This window comes from Streptomyces sp. NPDC043878 (genome assembly GCF_056435735.1).
Window position 1 is genome coordinate 65,055 of the sequence record NZ_JBWKDW010000019.1, and the last position, 17,045, is coordinate 82,099.

The window sequence follows — 17,045 nt, forward strand, 5'->3', positions numbered from 1 at the left end:
CCTTCCCGCATCCGCTGGTCCAGGTTGCAGAGTGCACCTGCACGCCGCCGAACCGGACGCCTTCGCGCCGCCCGAACGCGTTGCCGCGCTGCGCCGGGCGACACGGGAGAAGGGCGTCTGCCTGGAGATCTTCCGCTGTCCGGGCGTCGGCTACTTCTACACCGGCCCTGAGCTAAAGAACAGCGGCCGCCGTCCTGGGCGAGGCGGCCAGTCGTAGGCCGAGCTCCACGAGGGTCCAGCCGAGGCGCCTACGGAGGGCCCGCGGGCACCGGGCCGCGGCGGCGAGGCGGTACGCGTCGGCTTCGGTACGGAGTTCGGCGACGCGGAGTTGGTGCAGGGCGAGGTGTGCCTCGGGTCGCATCGGGCTGTGGCCTCTCATTCCGTGGCGAGGGGGAAAGCGCGTGTGTGGATGCGTACCTGGGCGGTGTCGGCGTCGTCTTCGCCGGTGGCCCGGTCGCGATAGGTGTCGACGAGGGCGTGCATCTTCTCGACGAGTTCCCGGGTGAGTTCGGGCGTCAGTCGTAGCGTCGCGCTGCTCATGTCCCAGGTGCGGTTCCACTCTTCGGGCCATGCCTGGCGGTTGCCGAGCCAGGTCGAGAGGTCCCGCGTCTGGGTGGTCGCGACCTCGTGGAGGTACATGTCGGCGGCCCCGCGAACGTCCGGGTTGGCGTCCGTGAGCAGTGCGTCGTCGAAGCGCAGGCCCTGGTGGACCGCCTTCCACCAGCGTTCCCGCCCCTTGCCCCGCTCGGGAGCGTCCTCGATGAAGCCGTAGGAGGCGAGCTGTCGCAGGTGGTAGCTGGTGGCACCACTCGACTCGCCCAGCTGCTCGGCGAGTTGGGACGCAGTGGCCGGACCGCCGAAGCGCAGGGCGTCCAGCAGCTGCATGCGCAGTGGGTGCGCGAGCCCGCGGAGAGAGCGGGCGTCGAGACTGCGGACCTGCGGGTCCTGGGGCGCGTTCATGCTTCCGAGCGTAGCCTTGCAAAGGACACGTTGCAAGCATTCCTTTGCAACGTGTCCTTTGCAAGCGGGGGACGCCTCCGGCGCTGGCTGGGCGTGATTGGCACAGGGCCCACGGCCATCAACCCGGCTTGACCAGATCTCCGTACGCACCCTGCAACGGGCGTTCACGGCAGCGGGGGAGTTGGTGACCGCTCGCATCCGTCGGTGGCGCTGAAGGAGGCCGACCGCGCTCCCACCGCGCCGTTCGGTGGCCGATTGCGTACTGAGTCCCACGAGGGATCGGGGCCGTGACGGACCTTCCCCGACCTTCCCCGACTTTGCTCGTCGTCACGGCAGCGGAAGGAGGAACTCCAGCTCTGGGCGGGCCCACGCGACGGCAGGCGGGTTGGCGGGCACGATCCCGGTCGGTAGCGCACCCACGCTGCGGTAGAAGCCCTCGGCAGGAGGATGGGACACCACCCGGACGCGGTCGAGCCCGGCGGACTGGGCCTCGCCCTGCATGTGGGCGACGAGCAACCGTCCGATGCCACGCCCCTGCGCTTCGTCGGCGACGAACAGCAGGTCGAGCTCCGGCGGGTCGAGGACGAGCGAGTAGAACCCGAGTACGCGGTTTCCCTCGTCGGCGGCGACGGCCACGAAAACTCGGTGCGTCTCGATGTAGTAAGGGCCGACCCGGTAGTTCTCGACCATGGCCGCGTACTGCCCCTCGTAGGCGCGTGAGCCACGTACGAGCCGCGTGAGCCGCTTGGCATCACGTGCGACGGCCCGCCGTATCGTGACCGACCCGTTCCCGGTCGTAATGCTCGACTTCACAGGGTGAGTATTGCGTACCGGGCGGCCGTCCCTCGCGCGCACCCCGCTCTGCCGGCATCCCCCAGGGATCCTGCGGCGTCTGCCCGTACGACGCCACGCTTCGAACGTCAGTGACGCGCCACGCGGTAGCGGAGGTAGATCACTTTCGAGCGGAAGGTGTGGGTCTCGACGAGTTCGAGATCCACCCGGCGCTCGTGCTGGGGGAAGAACGGAACGCCACCGCCGACCAGCACCGGATAGACCCTGGCCCGGTACTCGTCGATCAGTCCCGACGCGGCGGCCTCGGCGGCGAGAGCCGCGCCGCCGATCGCGATGTTGCCCTCACCCGCCTCGGCTCGCAACCTCTCGATCTCCTCCACCAGTCCGCCGGAGACCAGGCGGGCATTGCCCTGCACCGCCGGCAGCGTGGTGGAGAACACCACCTTCGGGAGCGCCTTCCAGATCGCGGTCCACTCGAGCACCGAGTCGTCGAGGGATGGATCCTGGTCGGCGGTCTCCCAGTACAGCATCGTCTCGTACAGCCGTCGTCCCAGCAGGTGGACGCCGAGACCTCGTACCTCGTCGGTGACGAAGCGGAAGACCTCTTCGTCGGGCGCCGTCCAGTCGAAGCGACCGTCCGGCCCGACGAGGTAGCCGTCCAGTGAGACGCCCATGGAATAGGTCACGCTGCGCATCCGGGTCCTCCTCGGTGACAGGGCTTCGACAGTACGACCGTCGGACGCCGCCGGACTCATCGCGGCTCGCGGGATCTCTGAGGTGTATGTTGTCCGGCCTGGCCTCGAGCGAGACGGGCCCGCTGTCAGTCGGGTGTCACCTGCGAGATCAGCGCGCGGACCCGGGTCTCGATCGCGTCGCGGATGGGGCGTACGGCCTCGACGCCCTGCCCGGCCGGGTCGTCCAGTCGCCAGTCGAGGTACTGCTTGCCGGGGAAGACGGGGCAGGCGTCTCCGCAGCCCATGGTGATCACGATGTCCGAGGACTGCACCGCCTGCGTGGTGAGGACCTTCGGGGTCTGGGCGGAGATGTCGATGCCGACCTCTCGCATCGCCTCCACGACCGCCGGGTTGACGGAGTCGGCGGGTGCGGAGCCCGCCGAACGGACCTCGATGCGGTCACCGGCAAGGTGGCTGAGGAAGGCGGCACCCATCTGGGAGCGGCCGGCGTTGTGGACGCAGACGAACAGCACCGACGGGCGCGGGGCGGAAGTGCTCATGACGGACGTCTCTCTCGAATGGCGGGAGGGGTTCAGGAGGAGGCGAGTTCGGGCTCGCCCTGTGCCGCGAGCGCGCGGCTGACGGGGGCTGGACCGCGACCGTGGACGGCGGCCACGAGCCCGAGCCCGAGCGCGGCGCCGAGCAGCTGGGCGGCGATGAACGGGAGGACGGAGGCGGGCGCGATACCGGCGAAGGTGTCGGTGAAGGCCCGGCCGATGGTCACCGCGGGGTTCGCGAAGGACGTGGACGAGGTGAACCAGTAGGCGGCCCCGATGTAGGACGCCACCACGGCCGGGGCGAGCGCGGCGCGCCCGATTCTGGAGAGGCCGAAGACCACCAGGATCAGCCCGGCCGTCGCGACCACCTCGCCCAGCCACAGGTGCCCGGCGGACCGGTCATGGGTGGAGAAGTGGAGCAGCGGCCTGGCGAACATCGCGTCGGCCAGGGCCGCGCCGCCGATACCGCCCGCGATCTGGGCGGGCACGTAGGCGGCGACGTCCTTCGCGCTGAGGCCGCTCGGATCGCGGCGGCCGGCGAACCAGGCGGCGAGGGTGACGGCGGGGTTGAAATGCGCTCCGGAGACGGGCCCGAACACGGTGATCAGCACACCCAGGCCGAAGACGGTGGCAAGGGAGTTGGCGAGCAGTTGCACGCCCACGTCGCGTGACAGCTCGGTGGCCTGGATGCCGGAGCCGACCACCACCGCCACCAGCAGCCCCGTCCCGATCGCCTCGGCCGCGACACGGCGGCCGAGCGGAGCGCTCACGCGTCGGCCCCGGCGGGCTGCGTGGCGGTGAGGAACGTGGCGAGCGTGTCCAGGACACCGGGCAGTACCCAGTAGTAGACCCATGTCCCGCGCCGCTCGCAGTCGATGAGCCCGGCCTGCCGCAGCAGCTTGAGGTGGTGCGAGATGGTCGGCTGGGACAGGTCGAACGCCGGGGTCAGCTCGCACACGCAGACCTCGCCGCCCGGTCCGCGCGAGGCGATCATCGACATCAGGCGCAGCCGGACCGGGTCGCCGAGTGCCTTGAAGACCTTGGCCAGATCGGCGGCCTGGTCCTCGTCCAGCGGTGCGGCGGACAGGCCCGGGCAGCAGACGGCGTCCTGGCCGAGCACCTCAAGCTCTTGTTTCGACATACCTCTATGTTGACGCCTTTCGATCCAGGGTGCAAGCTTGCATCAATGAACGTCAATACAGGCCGTTCACGGGCGTGCCGTGGTCCGTCATCCGGGAGTGAGTCATGAGAGAACAGTCCATCGACCTGCGTGAAACCGTCCGTCGGCGGTACGCGGCGGCAGCCCTGAGCGTCATCGAAGGCGGGACCGGCTGCTGCGGGCCCACCCCGGTCGAAGTCGACGAGAACTTCGGCTCCACCCTCTACGCCGCGGACGAGCGCGACACCCTCCCGGCCGAGGCCGTCGCCGCGTCGCTCGGCTGCGGCAACCCCACCGCCGTCGCCGAACTGCGCGAGGGCGAGCGCGTCCTGGACCTCGGCTCCGGAGGCGGCATCGACGTTCTGCTGTCCGCCCGCCGCGTGGGGCCGACCGGCAAGGCGTACGGACTGGACATGACCGAGGAGATGCTCGCCCTGGCCCTGGCCAACGGGGCGAAGGCCGGCGTGTCGAACGCCGAGTTCCTCAAGGGCACCATCGAGTCCATCCCGCTGCCCGCCAACACGATCGACGTGGTCATCTCCAACTGTGTGATCAACCTGTCCGTCGACAAGCCCGCCGTCTTCGCCGAGACCTTCCGCGTGCTCAGGCCCGGCGGCCGGCTCGGTGTCTCCGACGTCGTCGCCGACGACGCCCTCACCACTCAGCAGAGGGCCGACCGCGGCGACTACGTCGGCTGCGTCGCCGGCGCGCTGTCCTTCGCCGAATACCGTGCCGGCCTGGAGGACGCCGGCTTCACCGAGGTCGAGATCACCCCCACCCACCTGGTCGCAGACGGCATGCACTCCGCGATCGTGCGCGCCACCAAGCCCCCGGCTGCCGAAACCGCCCGCTCAGCCGAGGAGTCGGCGGACGCCTGCTGCGGCGTCGACGCCTGCTGTACGCCGGCCGAGACCTCCGGCGACCCCGCCCTCACCGTGGCCGAGGCCAAGACCGCGTCGCGCTGCGCCTGCCAGAGCTGACACCACCATCCGGTAGGGGCCTTGTCGGCGGCATCGTCCTGGTCACCGCGTTCCTTTTGGGCAGGGCCCGCACGATCATCAGCAGCGGCGCCCGAGCACTCGCCGGACTCGTCCTGGTGCTCGTGGCCGGCGTCGGGCTCAACGACGCAGACCGTGAAGCGCCCCCGCAGTCCGCCCCGGACATCCCTCCATCAACCCCGGAGCGCTGTGCCGGTCCGGCGGTGACAGCAGCGAATGCGGCGGATCCTGACGGACGACCAGCACGGCTTCGTGGTGGGGCGGGAGAACGGGTGACAGCCTGCTCACGTGTTCCCGGTCGGACGCCACGGTCTTCCGGTCGGCTCGGGCGGCTGTGGGCCTTCGAAGGCGCTGCGTAGCTTGTCCCTGAAGCTCTTCGGCGGGGCTTCCTTCTCCTCGCGGGTATGCATGAGCCTGGCGGTGGTCACCCGTATGTGGCATTCCCGGTGCCGTTGTCTCAGGAGCACCAGCCACGTCCCGTCCGGGGCGAGGAACGCGTGCCGGGCCGGCTCGTCGCCGGGCCGGGCGTGACGGGCCAGGAGTGCCGGCAGGTGACGGAGAGCCAGTTCCTCGGCCGCCGCGGCAGCCTGCGCCTCATCCTCGCCGATGTGCTGAGTGGCCGCCAACTTCCAGCGATGCAGCCTCAGTTGTTCGCCCTCGGCACGTCTGGTCTCACGGGTGTCCTCCTCGACGAGGACATACCACTCAGCGGTCATGACCAAAGCCTATTCACCTACGGCAAGCCGCAACAGGACAGGCAACGTGGTGAAGGCCGCGCCGGCATCGCGGGCTGGGGTTTCGCTCACCGGGCGTGGGGCGTCAGCCGGATGACGGGGATCTCGCGGTCGGTTTTCGTGGCGTACTGGCCGAACCGGGGCTGGGCGGCGGTGATCCGCTGCCACGCCTCGTGACGTTCGGTCCCTTCGAGCTGGTGGGCGGTGACTTCGGTGCGGCGGCCGTCCATCTCGATGACGGCCCGGTCCGGGTGGGCGGCGAGGTTGTAGTACCAGGCGGGGTGTTTCGCGGCGCCGTTGGCGGACGCCACGATCAGCCACGTGCCGTCCTCCTCGGGGAACCGGGCGACCGGCGAGGTGCGGGGCTCGCCGCTCTTGCGGCCGGTGGTGGTCAGGACGAGGGCGTCCATGCCCATCATCCTGCCGCCGCCCTTTCGGACGATCCGCTTCATGGTGAACTTGTTCATCCAGCGGACCAGGGCCCCGGGCTGCCGGGTGCCGTAGGTACCGGAGGGCACTGGCGTGAACGTCATGGTTCTCCTCGGTGATCATCGGGTCGACGGCGGTCAGTCCGGCGCCGGGGCGCCCGTGCGACGACGGTAACCCGTGCGGCCGGCCCCCGGGTCCGGCTCGGCCGCATCTGCGGCCGGCGGGCCGGTCGCCGCGCTCCTGGCCCTGGCGCACACCTTCGCCGGCGACGCCCGGGCGGCCGACTACCTCGACCCCGTGGTGGAAGTGCTCGACGACACCGACGACCAGGAACTGGCCGGGCAGACGGACACGCTCGTCATGACGGGCTGGACGGAGATGCTCCGCGAACGTTACGGCCCCGCACTGCGCCATCTCCGCCGAGGTCTGGAAGTGTCCCGTCGCACCGGCCAGAGCCTCGTGCTCGCCGATCTCTTCGCCGCGTCCGCGTACGCCTACCTGTGGCTCGGGCGCCTGGACGAGGCGGCGGCCTACGCCGACGACGCCCTGGAGGCGGCGTCACTGGTGGGCAGCGGCGAGCCGCGCTCGTTGGCCGAGGTGGTGCGCGCGGCCGTCCTGATGTGGCGGGGAGACTTCGCCGGAGCGCTGAAGATCTGTGAGGAGTCACTCTCTTCGGCCGGCCCCGACCTCTCACCCAGTAGATGACCGGTCCGACACTCGGGACGCGATGCGCAGCCGATTGTCCTGCCCCTCCCGAGGGCTGGTCGCTACAGGCGGCAGGCGTGGATGGCGGTGGTGAGGATCGCTCGGGCGCCCAGGGTGTAGAGGGCGTCCATGACGGGCTGGGCGTCGCTGGTGGGGACCATGGCGCGGACCGCGACGTGGTCGCCGGTGCGCAGCGGGGAGATCGTGGGTGATTCCAGGCCGGGGGTGAGGGCTATCGCCTCGTTGAGGTGCTCGGCCGGGCAGTGGTAGTCCATCATGACGTAGGAGCGGGCGACCAGGACGCCCTTGAGGCGGCGCAGGAAACGCTGCGCCGGTGGGGAGATGTCCGTGCCGGCGCGGCGGACGACGACGGCTTCCGAGGTCATGATGGGTTCGCCGATGACTTCCAGGCCCACGTTGCGGAGGCTGGCGCCGGTCTCCACCACGTCGGCCACGATCTGGGCGACGCCCAGCTGGATGGCGTTCTCGACGGCGCCGTCGAGGTGTACCAGGGAGGCGGAGACTCCGGCCTGGGCCAGGTGCTTGGCGACGATGCCCTCGTAGGAGGTGGCGATCGTCATGCCGTCGAAGTCCTCGACGCATGTGGCCGTGCCGGGCCTGGCGGCGAAGCGGAAGGTGGAGCGGGCGAAGCCGAGCGACAGCGTCTCCTCGGCGGCGGCGGCCGAGTCGATCAGCAGGTCCCGGCCGGAGACGCCCAGGTCGAGGCGGCCCGCGGAGACGTACACGGCGATGTCGCGGGGACGCAGGTAGAAGAACTCCACCTCGTTGACGGGGTCGACGAGGGCGAGCTGTTTGCTGTCGTCGCGCTGCCGGTAGCCGGCCTCACGGAGTATCTCCATGGCCGGTTGGGACAGCGAGCCCTTGTTGGGGACGGCGATGCGCAGCATGCTTCGGTTTCCTTCGCTTCAGCTGTTCCGGCTGTCTCGGACGGTCAGTAGTGCCGCCACCTCCGCGCCACTGGAGGCGTTGATCGTGGATCGCGGGCGTGGTGGGGCCTGCCGCAGGAACACTCCGGCGTGGGTGCCGCCGAAGATGAGCGGTGCCAGGACCACTTCGCGTTCGGCCGGGTGTGCTCCGGGGATGTGGACGGTAACGGGGTGCTGACGTTGTTGGAGGACGTAGCGTTCGTGGGGGTCGGCCAGCCGGGTCCGCATCAGGGTGGCCCACTCCTGGTCGCTCATGGCGGCGCCGAACTGGAGGTTCTTGCCGCCGTAGGCGGAGGCGGGCTTGCAGACGAGCAGGTCGCGGTGGGTGAGCGCGCGGTTGAGGGAGTCGGGGCGAAGCCGGAAGGTGGCCGGTACGTGGTGGGCGACCAGGGCGTGTTCCTCAGCGGTCAGCAGGTGGTGATGGTCGGGGTCGTGGAGCAGCGCCAGGTTGCCCTTGTTGTCGTACAGTGCGGCGGCGGGGGAGCCGATGAAGTCCACCAGGCCGGCGGTGTCGTGTTCCATGAGCCTGCGGGTGAGCGCGGGCGGGACGAACTGCTTGGTCTCGTGCCAGGTGTAGGCGGTGAAGACGGCGTCGATCCGTTCGCCGTCGTAGGTGACGCCGGTGTCCGTGAGGTCCAGGTCGGTGACGAGTCCGCAGCTGACGTGGTGACCGGCGGTGCGGAGCATGTCGACGAAGAAGCGGCGGCCCCCGTCGAGGTCCGACGGGTCGGCGGTGGCCTCGAACACGCGCAGCGGTCCTTCGCCGCGGGCCCGGGTCAGGCCGGTGAAGACGTCCAGCCAGATCTTCGCCGTGTCCGGGGCGTCGAGGGCGACTCCGCGCTGGGCGAGGAAGGCGGCGTAGGCGGACGCGCGGGTGGCGGCCGTGTACGGAGCGAGTGTGCTCAGGCCGCCCAGAGAGGCGGCGACGTTCAGCTCGACCAGCTTCAGGCCGTCGTGGGTGAGGACCAGGTCCGGGCGCATGAAGGCGGTGGCGGCGCGCCGCAGTCGGGGCCGGCGCAGCGCCTGGGTCATGAGGGTGGCGTCCTCGGCGGGCACGTCGAGGTAGGCGGTCCACGCCGTGAGGTCCTCGCCGAACACCCGGTGCGGGAAGCCGGAGATCAGCTCGGCGAGGCGCACCCCGGTCGTGATGGTCTCGGAGGCGGCGTCGGCGGTGAACACCTGCGGCGGGTAGGCGGTTTGCCAGTCGGGCCGCCGCAGGGCCTTGTCGAAGCGTTCCCGGTCGCAGTCGGCTTCCTGTCCCCGCGCGAAGTCCTCCCATGCGGCCACGGCCCGGGTGTCGAGCCAGGACCAGGCGCTCACGACAGCTTCCCGGCCGTGCGCAGGGCCGCCAGCACGGTGTTGACGGCCTCGGAGGAGCGGTCCTCGCCTGTGGCGAGCTGGTGGTAGCTCAAGCCGCCGGGATTGACCATGTTGACCTCGATGACGTACGGGTAGGCCATGTCGATGCCGGAGTAGAAGATCCCGAGGTCCATCAGCCGCTTGCCCAGGGCGCGGACGAACTGGTCCTCCTCGGCGCTCAGTTCGAGTTTTTCGAACCGGGCGCCGAGGGTGGCGTTGGAGCGGTGGTCGTGTTCGGGGTGGAAGCGCAGGAAACCGGAGACCGGTTCCCCGCCGGCGATGATCACGCGCTTTTCGTTGTCGCGGACGTTGGGGATGTACTCCTGCACAGCCGTGTGCCGCTTGGCCATGCCGATGATGTCGCGTCCGTAGCGGCCGTAGCGCGACGCCGCGTTGCCGGTGGCCGAGCCCAGCAGGGCCGAGCGGTTGCGGTCGGTTCTGCTGACGACGAAGACGTCGGCGCCGCAGCCGTCGTTGGTGGGCTTGACGACCCAGGAGCGGTCGGGGTCGGACTCGACCAGGTTGTTCAGGAAGTCGTAGTCGTTGGTCACGTACGACTGCGGCAGGTGCTCGCCGGGCACTATGGCCACCAGGTTGGTCTTGGTGTTGAGGAAGAACAGCGCGGAGGCGTCGTTGACGAACGGCACCCGCTGGTTGAGCAGCCACAGCAGCTGGAAGGAGTCGTTGCCCGCCTCCGGGTGGGTGCCCGCCAGGACCCACACCAGGTCGAACTCCTCGGCGGAGACACCGGATTCGCTCAGCGTCGGGAAGTCGCCGCCGGAGGTGAACTCGTCGTTGACCTTCATGCGGTCGCAGACGACGACCGAGTCGTGCACACCGAGGGTGTCGATGTCACCGATGTGCACCTCGTGGCCCTCCCGGTGCAGGGCGCTGGGGATGATCGAGTGGTTGTCGAGCTCGAACGTGGACGCCTCGGAGACGAGGACGAGGATCTTGTACGGCACGTTGGGGCACCTATCGGTCTCTGGGAGGGCTGAGGGAAGGGAGAAGGTGTTCAGGCCGTCGCGGTGAGGGTGCGCACCGCGCGGGCGAGGTTGGTCTCGAGTTCGTCGCGTGTGCCGCCGGTGGCGACGACGAAGCCGTGCCGGTCGCCTGACTTGCGGACCTGCGGCGGCCGGCGGCCGGGTTCGACGCTGATGGCCGTCTCGGCGACACCCGGCAGTGAGGCGACGAGTTCGGTGCTGGTGCCCGGCATCGGGACCGTACGGTCGAAGGTGACGAAGCGGATGCCGGCGACACGCTGCCCGGTGGCGGGTTCGGGCGCCGGCAGGCCGAGGACGGCGCTCATCGTCTGCGCGAACACGTCCTCGCCGAGGGCCAGCAGCAGCAGGTCGCTGATGCGGTCGCCGCCGGGGCGGCCGTGGGACTCGATGAGGCGGGGGCCGCGCTCGGTGAGCATGACCTCGGTGTGCGAGGGGCCGTAGCGGTAGCCGATCGCGTCCAGCATCCCGGTGACCAGGTCGTGGACGGCGGTCTCGTCGCCGGCAGCGAGGTGTACCGGCAGCGTGTGTCCCGTCTCGACGAAGTGGGGCGCGCCGGTGGTCGTCTTCTCCGTGATCGCCAGGATGCGGTGTCCCTCGGGGGTGCTGACCGCCTCCACGCTGTACTCGGCGCCGTCGAGGAACTCCTCGACGAGGTGCGGGGTGTCGAAGCACAGGGCGGCCAGGTGGCGTTCGGTCTCCTCCCGGTCCGCGAGGTACTGCACGCCCGAGCTGCCGGTGCCGTCCACCGGCTTGACCACGCAGGGGTAGCCGATCCGCTCGACGGCGGCGCGCAGCTCCTCCCCGGTCGTGCAGGTGATGTGGGCGACGGGCGTTCCGGCGCGGTCGCCGACCTCGGCCCGCAGCCTGGCCTTGTCCTTGAACGCGGCCAGCGCCTCGGACGGGTTGCCCGGCCAGCCCAGGCGTTCGTTGATCACCGCGGACGCCGCGGAGCCCAGTTCGCCGAAGCCGAAGCAACTGACGGGGGCGGGCAGGTCGAGGGCGCGCAGCTGCTCGACGAGCTGGTCGAGGTCGCTGATCCAGGGACTGCGCAGGATCGGTTCGGGGGCGTTGTCGGGGAGCGGCGCCTCGGGGTCGGCGACGACGATCAGGGAGAGTCCCAGTTTCTCGGCCGCGGTGACGACCAGGTCGCGGGGGTTGAGCAGGACGGCTGTGGGCTGGGTGTCAGGCATGCTGCGTGTGCACCTTCGGTAGGAGGAAACAGGTGGCTGCGGCGGCGAGGGAGAACACGACGAGCACCAGCCACAGGCCCGTGCCGCCGTGCAGTGTCTGCATGAGGTAGCCGCCCAGGCTGGAGCCGAGGAGGCTGCCCACGGCCCCGGCGGCGCTCATCGTGCCCAGGGCGAGCCCGGTGCGGCGGACGGAGGTGACCTTGACGGCCTGTTCGTCGAGGCTGGGGGCGATCAGCATCTCGGCGACGGTGACCGGAAGGACGAAGGCCAGCAGTGAGGACCAGCCGGCCAGCGCGATGAACACCGCGTAGGCGCAGGCGAAGGCGAGGAAGCCGACGGCGAGCAGGGTGCGGGTGGTGGCGTTGCGGAACACGTGGTGCAGCAGCGTGTACTGCAGAAGGACGCACAGGACACCGTTGAGCGTGAACACCACCGCGCCGGCACCGGTGCTGCCGGTGAGTTCCTTCGCGGTGATCGGCATCAGCACGTTGAGCTGGCTGTAGATCGCCCAGAAGGCGACGCCGAGCAGGCACAGCGGTATCCAGCGCCAGCGCGCCCACTGCGGTGTGCCGGCGGCGGGCGGGGCGTCCTCGGCGGCGGCTGCGGCGGCCTGTGGTCCGGGCCGGGTCCGCGCCGTGGGGCGGACGGTCAGCCGTATGCCCAGAAGCAGGTGGGAGAGCACGCAGGCGGCGAGGATGTAGGGGAAACCGAGGGGGTAGAGCGCCGCGCCGAGGGCCGGTCCGGCGACCACCCCGACGTTGACGAAGGTGGAGCGCAGCGCGAGCATCTCGCGTGGCTCCACGCTGTCCTCCCGCACCAGCAGCGTCTTGATGGTCAGGCCCAGCAGGGAGCCGCCGACGCCGATGGCCACGATGCCGGCGACGAGCGGGATGAGGTGGTCGCCGTCCCCCAGCGCGAGCAGCGCATAGCCGGCGATCCGCAGGCCGAAGCCGAAGGTGAGCACCGGGCGGGTGCCCAGCCGGTCCACGATCAGCCCGCACACCAGGGAGAAGCCCTGGCTGCAGAAGGCGAGCAGGCCCACGAGGAAGCCCACCCGCCCGGTGGGCAGGCCCTCGGCGGTGAAGTGGATGGCCAGCAGCGGCAGGAACATGAACGTCGTCAGGCCGGTGAGCAGCACGGCCAGCAGCAGCGCGCGCCCGTCCGACGAGGTCCGGCGCCAGGTCTTCATGACGCGGGGACCTCCTCCACATGCTCCATGAGCCAGTTCTCCGCGGTGAGCAGCCGCTGTTCGACCTCGTCGAGGTCACGGCCGCCGACGATGACGAAGCACAGGAACGAGGTGCTGTTCTGTGCCACCGCGTCGGGGGCGAGGTTGTCGTTGACCTCGTAGTGCCGCACCCATGCGAAAGGGGGCCGCTGAGGGGCGCGCACCGGGCGGCCCTGCGGAAGGATCGACAGCGAGCCGTGCACCTGGGCGGGCGGCGTGGCCGGCGGCGGGTCGACCGGCAGCCCGCAGGACTGGCGCAGCCAGCTGGAGTGCAGGTCCACGCCGTAGGTGAGGCGCGTGAGGGCGGGGATGCGGTCGCCGCCGACACGTGAGGCGATCTCACACAGCACGAGTTCGTCGTCGGGGGTGTGGAACACCTCCAGGTGGTAGGCGCTGATGTCGGGCGTGTCGAACGCCTCGAGGACGCGGTCGAGGAAGTCCTCCAGGCGCCGCGCGAAGGCGTCCTCGGGGTGCAGCTGGATCGAGCCGTTGTTCTGTCCGGAGAAGACGCCGAGGCAGCTGCGGACATAGCGCGAGCCGGCCACGAACCGGTAGCCGGGGGCCAGTACCGCGTCCACGTGGTACATCTGCCCCTGGACGAACTCCTCGACCATGAGGTCCTCGCGCCAGTGCCGGCGGCTGAAGGCCAGCAGGTCCTCCTCGCCGCGCAGCACGGAGATGTCGCGGGATCCGCCCTGTTTGACCGGTTTGACCACGACCGGGTAGGCGTGGGCCGCGATGAAGTCGGTCAGGTCGACGATCGACTCCAGGCGGGCGAACCGGGCCGTCGGCACGGTGCGGCCTGCGACCTGCTTCATGACGGCCTTGTCCCGGAAGGACAGGGCGCCGGCGACGGACTGGCCGGGGATCTTCAGGTCCTCACGGATGCGGGCGGCCCGCTCCAGGTCGTACTCGTTGTCCGTGATCAGGTGGGTGAACTGCTTGTCGTGGGCGAGTTGCCTGATCCGCAGTTCCGCGTAGGGCACGAACTCACAGTCGGGTACGTGTTCGTAGTGGGCGAAGCTCTCGGTGCCGGCCAGCTCGTGGTGGCTGAACACATGGAGGGCACCGGCCAGTTCCGGGAGCATGGCGGCGTAGTCGCTCTGGGGGCTGTAGTTGATGACGGCGACGTTGGTCATGGGGGAGGGCCTCACAGTGGGATACCGGGCGTTCGGGTACGGAGGGCTCAGGACGGCAGCGGGTACACCGGCAGGTCGTCCTGGACGTCGTAGGGCCGGCGAGCCCAGTTCATGGCGCTCCAGGGGCCGGTCAGGTCGGCGAGGTCCGTGATGATCCGGGGGTGGTGGTCGGGGTCGGCCTCGATCGGGCCGTCGGGCGGGAAGACCCTGTCGACATAGCGGTGTCCGGGGTCGGCGGCCAGGAAGACGATGGGCCCGCCGTCGGGTTGACCGGCGCGCACGTGGTTGGCGACCTGCCAGCCCGCGCCCGCGGACAGGCCGGCGAAGACGCCCGTGGTGGACAGCAGCCGGCGGCAGCCGGCGGCGGAGACGTCGAAGTCGATCCAGTGGATGTCGTCGTAGGCGCGGTAGTCGATGTTGCCGAACCGGATGCCGCTGCCGATGCCGGCGATGATGAACCCGTCCAGTGGGATGGTCTCCGAGCCGAAGGAGCGGCTGCCGAAGGGCTGGATGCCCACCAGCCGGGCGTCGCTGCCGGCCTGGCGCAGATAGCGGGCCATCGCGCTGGTGGAGGCGCCCGTGCCGACCCCGCCGACGAGGGTGAGGTCGCTGGAGCCCAGTTCCTTCACCAGGGTGTTCGCGACGCGCTCGTAGCCGATGTAGTGCACGTCGTCGTGGTACTGCTGCATCCAGTACGCGTCCGGGTTGTCCTTCAGATAGGCGTGGACGAGCCGGACGCGGGTCTCCTGGTCGTGCTGGAGGCCGTCGTCGCCGGAGGGCGGCACCTGGGTGTAGGTCGCCCCGAGGTACTTCAGCTGGGTCCGGATGGCCGCGTCGACGGCCACGGAGGCGAAGATGTGGCATTTCAGGCCCAGTTCGCGGCAGACCAGCGCGAGGGCGTGACCGTAGATGCCGCTCGAACTGTCGACCAGGGTCTGCCCCCGGCGGATGACTCCGCGGTCCAGGAGGTCCTGCACCGCGGCCCGGACCGAGGTGACCTTCATGACCTCGAAGCGGACCACGTATATCTCGTTGCCCAGGTCTATGAGATCCGGTTCCGAGAGTTTTTCGGCGAATGAGGTGTACACCGCGTCCCTTTCCCCTGATGGCGCAGTCGGTCATCGACGGCCACACCGTAGGAGGGGGCGTTACCGGGGCGTTCCCCATCCGTTCCCGGACCGCGCCGGGAGGATTTCCGGAAGGGGCTGCGGAGGATGGCGTGCATGACGAGACTTCAGCTTCGCGCAACGACGTCCGACGAGCTTCATGTGCCCCGTCGCGGGCAGCGGGTCTGCGACGCGGTCATGGAGCGGGCGGGACGGCACCCGGACCGTCCCGCCGTGATCTGCGGGAACGACACCCTTTCGTACGGCGAACTGGCCGCGGCGGCTTCGTCGCTGGCCCGCACCGTGAGCGCGGACGGTGACTCCTCCGCTTCCGGCCGGACAGGGATCCTCTCGCACCGGACGGTTTCCACGGTCGCCCTGGCGCTGGGCGTGTGGCTGTCCGGCCGGTCCTTCGTGTTCCTCGACCCGGCCGCGCCCGAGGACACCGCCCGGCACGTCAGGTCCTCCTCCGGCCTCTCGGTGGTGCTCGATCCGCTGACCGGGAGGCGGGCGAAGCGGCCCCGCGCGGATGCGGCGGCGCCGGGACCGGTATCCCATGAGGTGGCGGCCCCCGTGCTCGTGCCGGAGGACGAGGCGTACGTGCTCTACACCTCGGGCACCAGCGGCCGGCCCAAGGGCGTGTCCGTCTCCCAGGAGAACCTGGCCGTCTCCAACGCCGCGCGGCTCGCGGTGTACGAGGGGTTCGGCAGCCCCGTCTTCCTGCTGCTGTCGCCGTTCCACTTCGACTCGTCGGTGGCCGGCGTCTGGGGCACCCTCGCGGCCGGCGGCACACTGGTCGTGGCCGGGGAGGAGGAGCGTCGCGTCCCGGAGGCGCTCGTCGAACTCGTCGCCCGGCACGGGGTGACCCACACGCTGACCGTGCCGAGCTTCTACGCCGAGCTTCTGCACACCGTGCGGGAGGACGAGAGCCTGGCCCGGGACCTGGCCTCGCTGCGGCTGGTGATATGCGCCGGCGAGTCCCTTGCCCGCAGCGTCATCGACCAGCATTTCGCCCTGCTGCCCGCGGTCGCCCTCGGCAACGAGTACGGGCCGACCGAGTGCACCGTCTGGTCCACCTACCGCGTCTACGACAAGCCCGCCGAACCCGCCGTCGGAGTGCCGGTCCCGGGGACCGGCATCCACCTCCTGGACGAGGGCCTGCGTGAGGTCCCGCGGGGCGCCGTCGGCCAGATCGCCGTCTCCGGCCGCAGCGTGACCCGCGGGTACGTCGGCGACGAGCGGGGGACGAAGGCCAGGTTCGTCGACGTGCGGGACGAGGCCGGACAGACCGTACGGGTCTACCTCACCGGCGACCTCGGCCGTTGGTCGCAGCAGGGCGAACTGGAGTTCGTGGGACGGCTCGACAACGAGGTCAAGATCCGCGGAGTGCGGGTGTACCTGGAGACGATCGAGGAGGCGCTCGCCGCCCATCCCGGCATCCAGTCCGCCGCCGTCGCCTACGACAGCGGGACGTCGACCTGCTACGCCTTCGCCGTCAGGGAGGCGGGCGCGCAGACCGACGCCGCTTCGGTGCGCAGGTTCCTGACCGAGACGCTCGGCGGCGCCGTCGTACCCGACCGGATCCTGTTCACCGACGTGCTGCCCCGCTCCGCGCACGACAAGATCGACCGGGCCGCGCTGCTGGCGTCGGCGCGCACCGGGAACGCGGAGACGAGGGCGGAAGCGGAGACGACGGCGGAAGCGGAGACGACGGCGGAAGGGGAGACGACGCAGGACGCAGTGACGGCGCACGAAGCGGTGACGGTGAGCGGCACGGCGACGGCTGACCAGGCGCGGGCGGCCACGGAGGACACTCGGTGCGCGCCCGCCCCGGCCGGCGCCCTCACCCATCAGGTCGCGCAGGTCTGGGAACAGGTCCTCGGTGTCCCGGTGGGGGAGGACGAGAGCGGCACCTTCTTCGACCTCGGCGGAAACTCCCTGACCGTGCTCAAGCTCTCCCGCGCCCTCGGCAAGATCGCCGGGCGGCCCGTCGGGGTCAAGCAGGTCTACCGCTGCGGCACGATCCCCCAGCAGGTCGACCTGCTGACACGGTCGTGAGGGGGC

20 protein-coding genes are annotated in these 17,045 nt (G+C 70.4%); 4 read left to right on the forward strand and 16 right to left on the reverse strand.

What is annotated here, in order from left to right:
- Nucleotides 1-31: 31 nt before the first annotated feature.
- Nucleotides 32-217 (forward strand): hypothetical protein, encoded by a 186-nt coding sequence (locus tag AC07AZ_RS25240; RefSeq protein ID WP_478851675.1) that lies wholly within the window; start codon nucleotides 32-34, stop codon nucleotides 215-217.
- Here AC07AZ_RS25240 and AC07AZ_RS25245 read toward each other — a convergent pair.
- The 7 genes from AC07AZ_RS25245 to AC07AZ_RS25275 all read right to left on the reverse strand — a co-directional run bounded on the left by AC07AZ_RS25245 (nucleotide 173) and on the right by AC07AZ_RS25275 (nucleotide 4,124).
- Nucleotides 173-361: a hypothetical protein gene (locus AC07AZ_RS25245; RefSeq protein WP_478851453.1), complete on the reverse strand. Its 189-nt coding sequence runs from the start codon at nucleotides 359-361 to the stop codon at nucleotides 173-175. The genes AC07AZ_RS25240 and AC07AZ_RS25245 overlap by 45 nt on opposite strands.
- A 14-nt stretch (nucleotides 362-375) precedes the next feature.
- Nucleotides 376-960 (reverse strand): ArsR/SmtB family transcription factor, encoded by a 585-nt coding sequence (locus AC07AZ_RS25250; protein WP_478851455.1) that lies wholly within the window; start codon nucleotides 958-960, stop codon nucleotides 376-378.
- Between the two features lie 327 nt (nucleotides 961-1,287).
- On the reverse strand, nucleotides 1,288-1,773 hold the full coding sequence (locus tag AC07AZ_RS25255) for a GNAT family N-acetyltransferase (RefSeq protein ID WP_478851457.1): 486 nt from the start codon (nucleotides 1,771-1,773) through the stop codon (nucleotides 1,288-1,290).
- 107 nt (nucleotides 1,774-1,880) lie between these two features.
- Nucleotides 1,881-2,447 (reverse strand): dihydrofolate reductase family protein, encoded by a 567-nt coding sequence (locus AC07AZ_RS25260; protein WP_478851459.1) that lies wholly within the window; start codon nucleotides 2,445-2,447, stop codon nucleotides 1,881-1,883.
- 125 nt (nucleotides 2,448-2,572) lie between these two features.
- Nucleotides 2,573-2,986: an arsenate reductase ArsC gene (locus tag AC07AZ_RS25265; RefSeq protein WP_478851461.1), complete on the reverse strand. Its 414-nt coding sequence runs from the start codon at nucleotides 2,984-2,986 to the stop codon at nucleotides 2,573-2,575.
- 32 nt (nucleotides 2,987-3,018) lie between these two features.
- Nucleotides 3,019-3,753 (reverse strand): aquaporin, encoded by a 735-nt coding sequence (locus AC07AZ_RS25270; RefSeq protein WP_478851463.1) that lies wholly within the window; start codon nucleotides 3,751-3,753, stop codon nucleotides 3,019-3,021.
- Nucleotides 3,750-4,124, reverse strand: a complete 375-nt coding sequence (locus AC07AZ_RS25275) for an ArsR/SmtB family transcription factor (RefSeq protein WP_478851465.1) — start codon at nucleotides 4,122-4,124, stop codon at nucleotides 3,750-3,752. Before AC07AZ_RS25275 ends, AC07AZ_RS25270 begins: the two co-directional genes overlap by 4 nt.
- 104 nt (nucleotides 4,125-4,228) lie before the next feature.
- Between AC07AZ_RS25275 and arsM the strand changes: the two genes are divergently transcribed.
- Complete coding sequence (arsM, locus tag AC07AZ_RS25280; RefSeq protein WP_478851467.1) at nucleotides 4,229-5,122, forward strand: arsenite methyltransferase; 894 nt, start codon at nucleotides 4,229-4,231, stop codon at nucleotides 5,120-5,122.
- 302 nt (nucleotides 5,123-5,424) lie between these two features.
- Here arsM and AC07AZ_RS25285 read toward each other — a convergent pair whose 3' ends face one another.
- Complete coding sequence (locus tag AC07AZ_RS25285) at nucleotides 5,425-5,856, reverse strand: hypothetical protein (protein ID WP_478851469.1); 432 nt, start codon at nucleotides 5,854-5,856, stop codon at nucleotides 5,425-5,427.
- A gap of 86 nt (nucleotides 5,857-5,942) precedes the next feature.
- A complete protein-coding gene (locus AC07AZ_RS25290; protein ID WP_478851471.1) occupies nucleotides 5,943-6,407 on the reverse strand; it encodes a nitroreductase/quinone reductase family protein in 465 nt (154 codons plus the stop codon).
- Nucleotides 6,408-6,480: 73 nt separating this feature from the next.
- On the opposite strand from AC07AZ_RS25290, the gene AC07AZ_RS25295 reads away from it, so the two are divergent.
- Complete coding sequence (locus tag AC07AZ_RS25295; RefSeq protein WP_478851474.1) at nucleotides 6,481-7,008, forward strand: hypothetical protein; 528 nt, start codon at nucleotides 6,481-6,483, stop codon at nucleotides 7,006-7,008.
- 62 nt (nucleotides 7,009-7,070) lie between these two features.
- Here AC07AZ_RS25295 and hisG read toward each other — a convergent pair whose 3' ends face one another.
- The 7 genes from hisG to AC07AZ_RS25330 are packed head-to-tail and all read right to left on the reverse strand — an operon-like array spanning nucleotide 7,071 to nucleotide 14,963.
- Nucleotides 7,071-7,916: an ATP phosphoribosyltransferase gene (gene hisG, locus AC07AZ_RS25300; RefSeq protein ID WP_478851476.1), complete on the reverse strand. Its 846-nt coding sequence runs from the start codon at nucleotides 7,914-7,916 to the stop codon at nucleotides 7,071-7,073.
- An 18-nt stretch (nucleotides 7,917-7,934) separates the two neighbouring features.
- Entirely contained in the window at nucleotides 7,935-9,275 is a 1,341-nt protein-coding gene (locus AC07AZ_RS25305) for a hypothetical protein (RefSeq protein ID WP_478851478.1), read from the reverse strand.
- Nucleotides 9,272-10,279, reverse strand: a complete 1,008-nt coding sequence (locus tag AC07AZ_RS25310; protein ID WP_478851480.1) for an ATP-grasp domain-containing protein — start codon at nucleotides 10,277-10,279, stop codon at nucleotides 9,272-9,274. Before AC07AZ_RS25310 ends, AC07AZ_RS25305 begins: the two co-directional genes overlap by 4 nt.
- A 50-nt stretch (nucleotides 10,280-10,329) precedes the next feature.
- Nucleotides 10,330-11,508, reverse strand: a complete 1,179-nt coding sequence (locus AC07AZ_RS25315; RefSeq protein WP_478851482.1) for an ATP-grasp domain-containing protein — start codon at nucleotides 11,506-11,508, stop codon at nucleotides 10,330-10,332.
- Nucleotides 11,501-12,697 (reverse strand): MFS transporter, encoded by a 1,197-nt coding sequence (locus AC07AZ_RS25320; protein ID WP_478851484.1) that lies wholly within the window; start codon nucleotides 12,695-12,697, stop codon nucleotides 11,501-11,503. The genes AC07AZ_RS25315 and AC07AZ_RS25320 overlap by 8 nt, the downstream gene beginning before the upstream one ends.
- Nucleotides 12,694-13,875 carry an ATP-grasp domain-containing protein gene (locus AC07AZ_RS25325; RefSeq protein ID WP_478851486.1) on the reverse strand — a complete coding sequence of 394 codons (1,182 nt, stop codon included), beginning with the start codon at nucleotides 13,873-13,875 and terminating at the stop codon, nucleotides 12,694-12,696. The genes AC07AZ_RS25320 and AC07AZ_RS25325 overlap by 4 nt, the downstream gene beginning before the upstream one ends.
- A gap of 47 nt (nucleotides 13,876-13,922) precedes the next feature.
- A complete protein-coding gene (locus AC07AZ_RS25330; RefSeq protein ID WP_478851488.1) occupies nucleotides 13,923-14,963 on the reverse strand; it encodes a pyridoxal-phosphate dependent enzyme in 1,041 nt (346 codons plus the stop codon).
- Nucleotides 14,964-15,098: 135 nt separating this feature from the next.
- Here AC07AZ_RS25330 and AC07AZ_RS25335 point away from each other — a divergent pair, with 135 nt between their 5' ends.
- Nucleotides 15,099-17,039, forward strand: coding sequence for a non-ribosomal peptide synthetase (locus AC07AZ_RS25335; RefSeq protein WP_478851490.1), 1,941 nt, complete (start codon nucleotides 15,099-15,101; stop codon nucleotides 17,037-17,039).
- Nucleotides 17,040-17,045 lie beyond the last annotated feature (6 nt).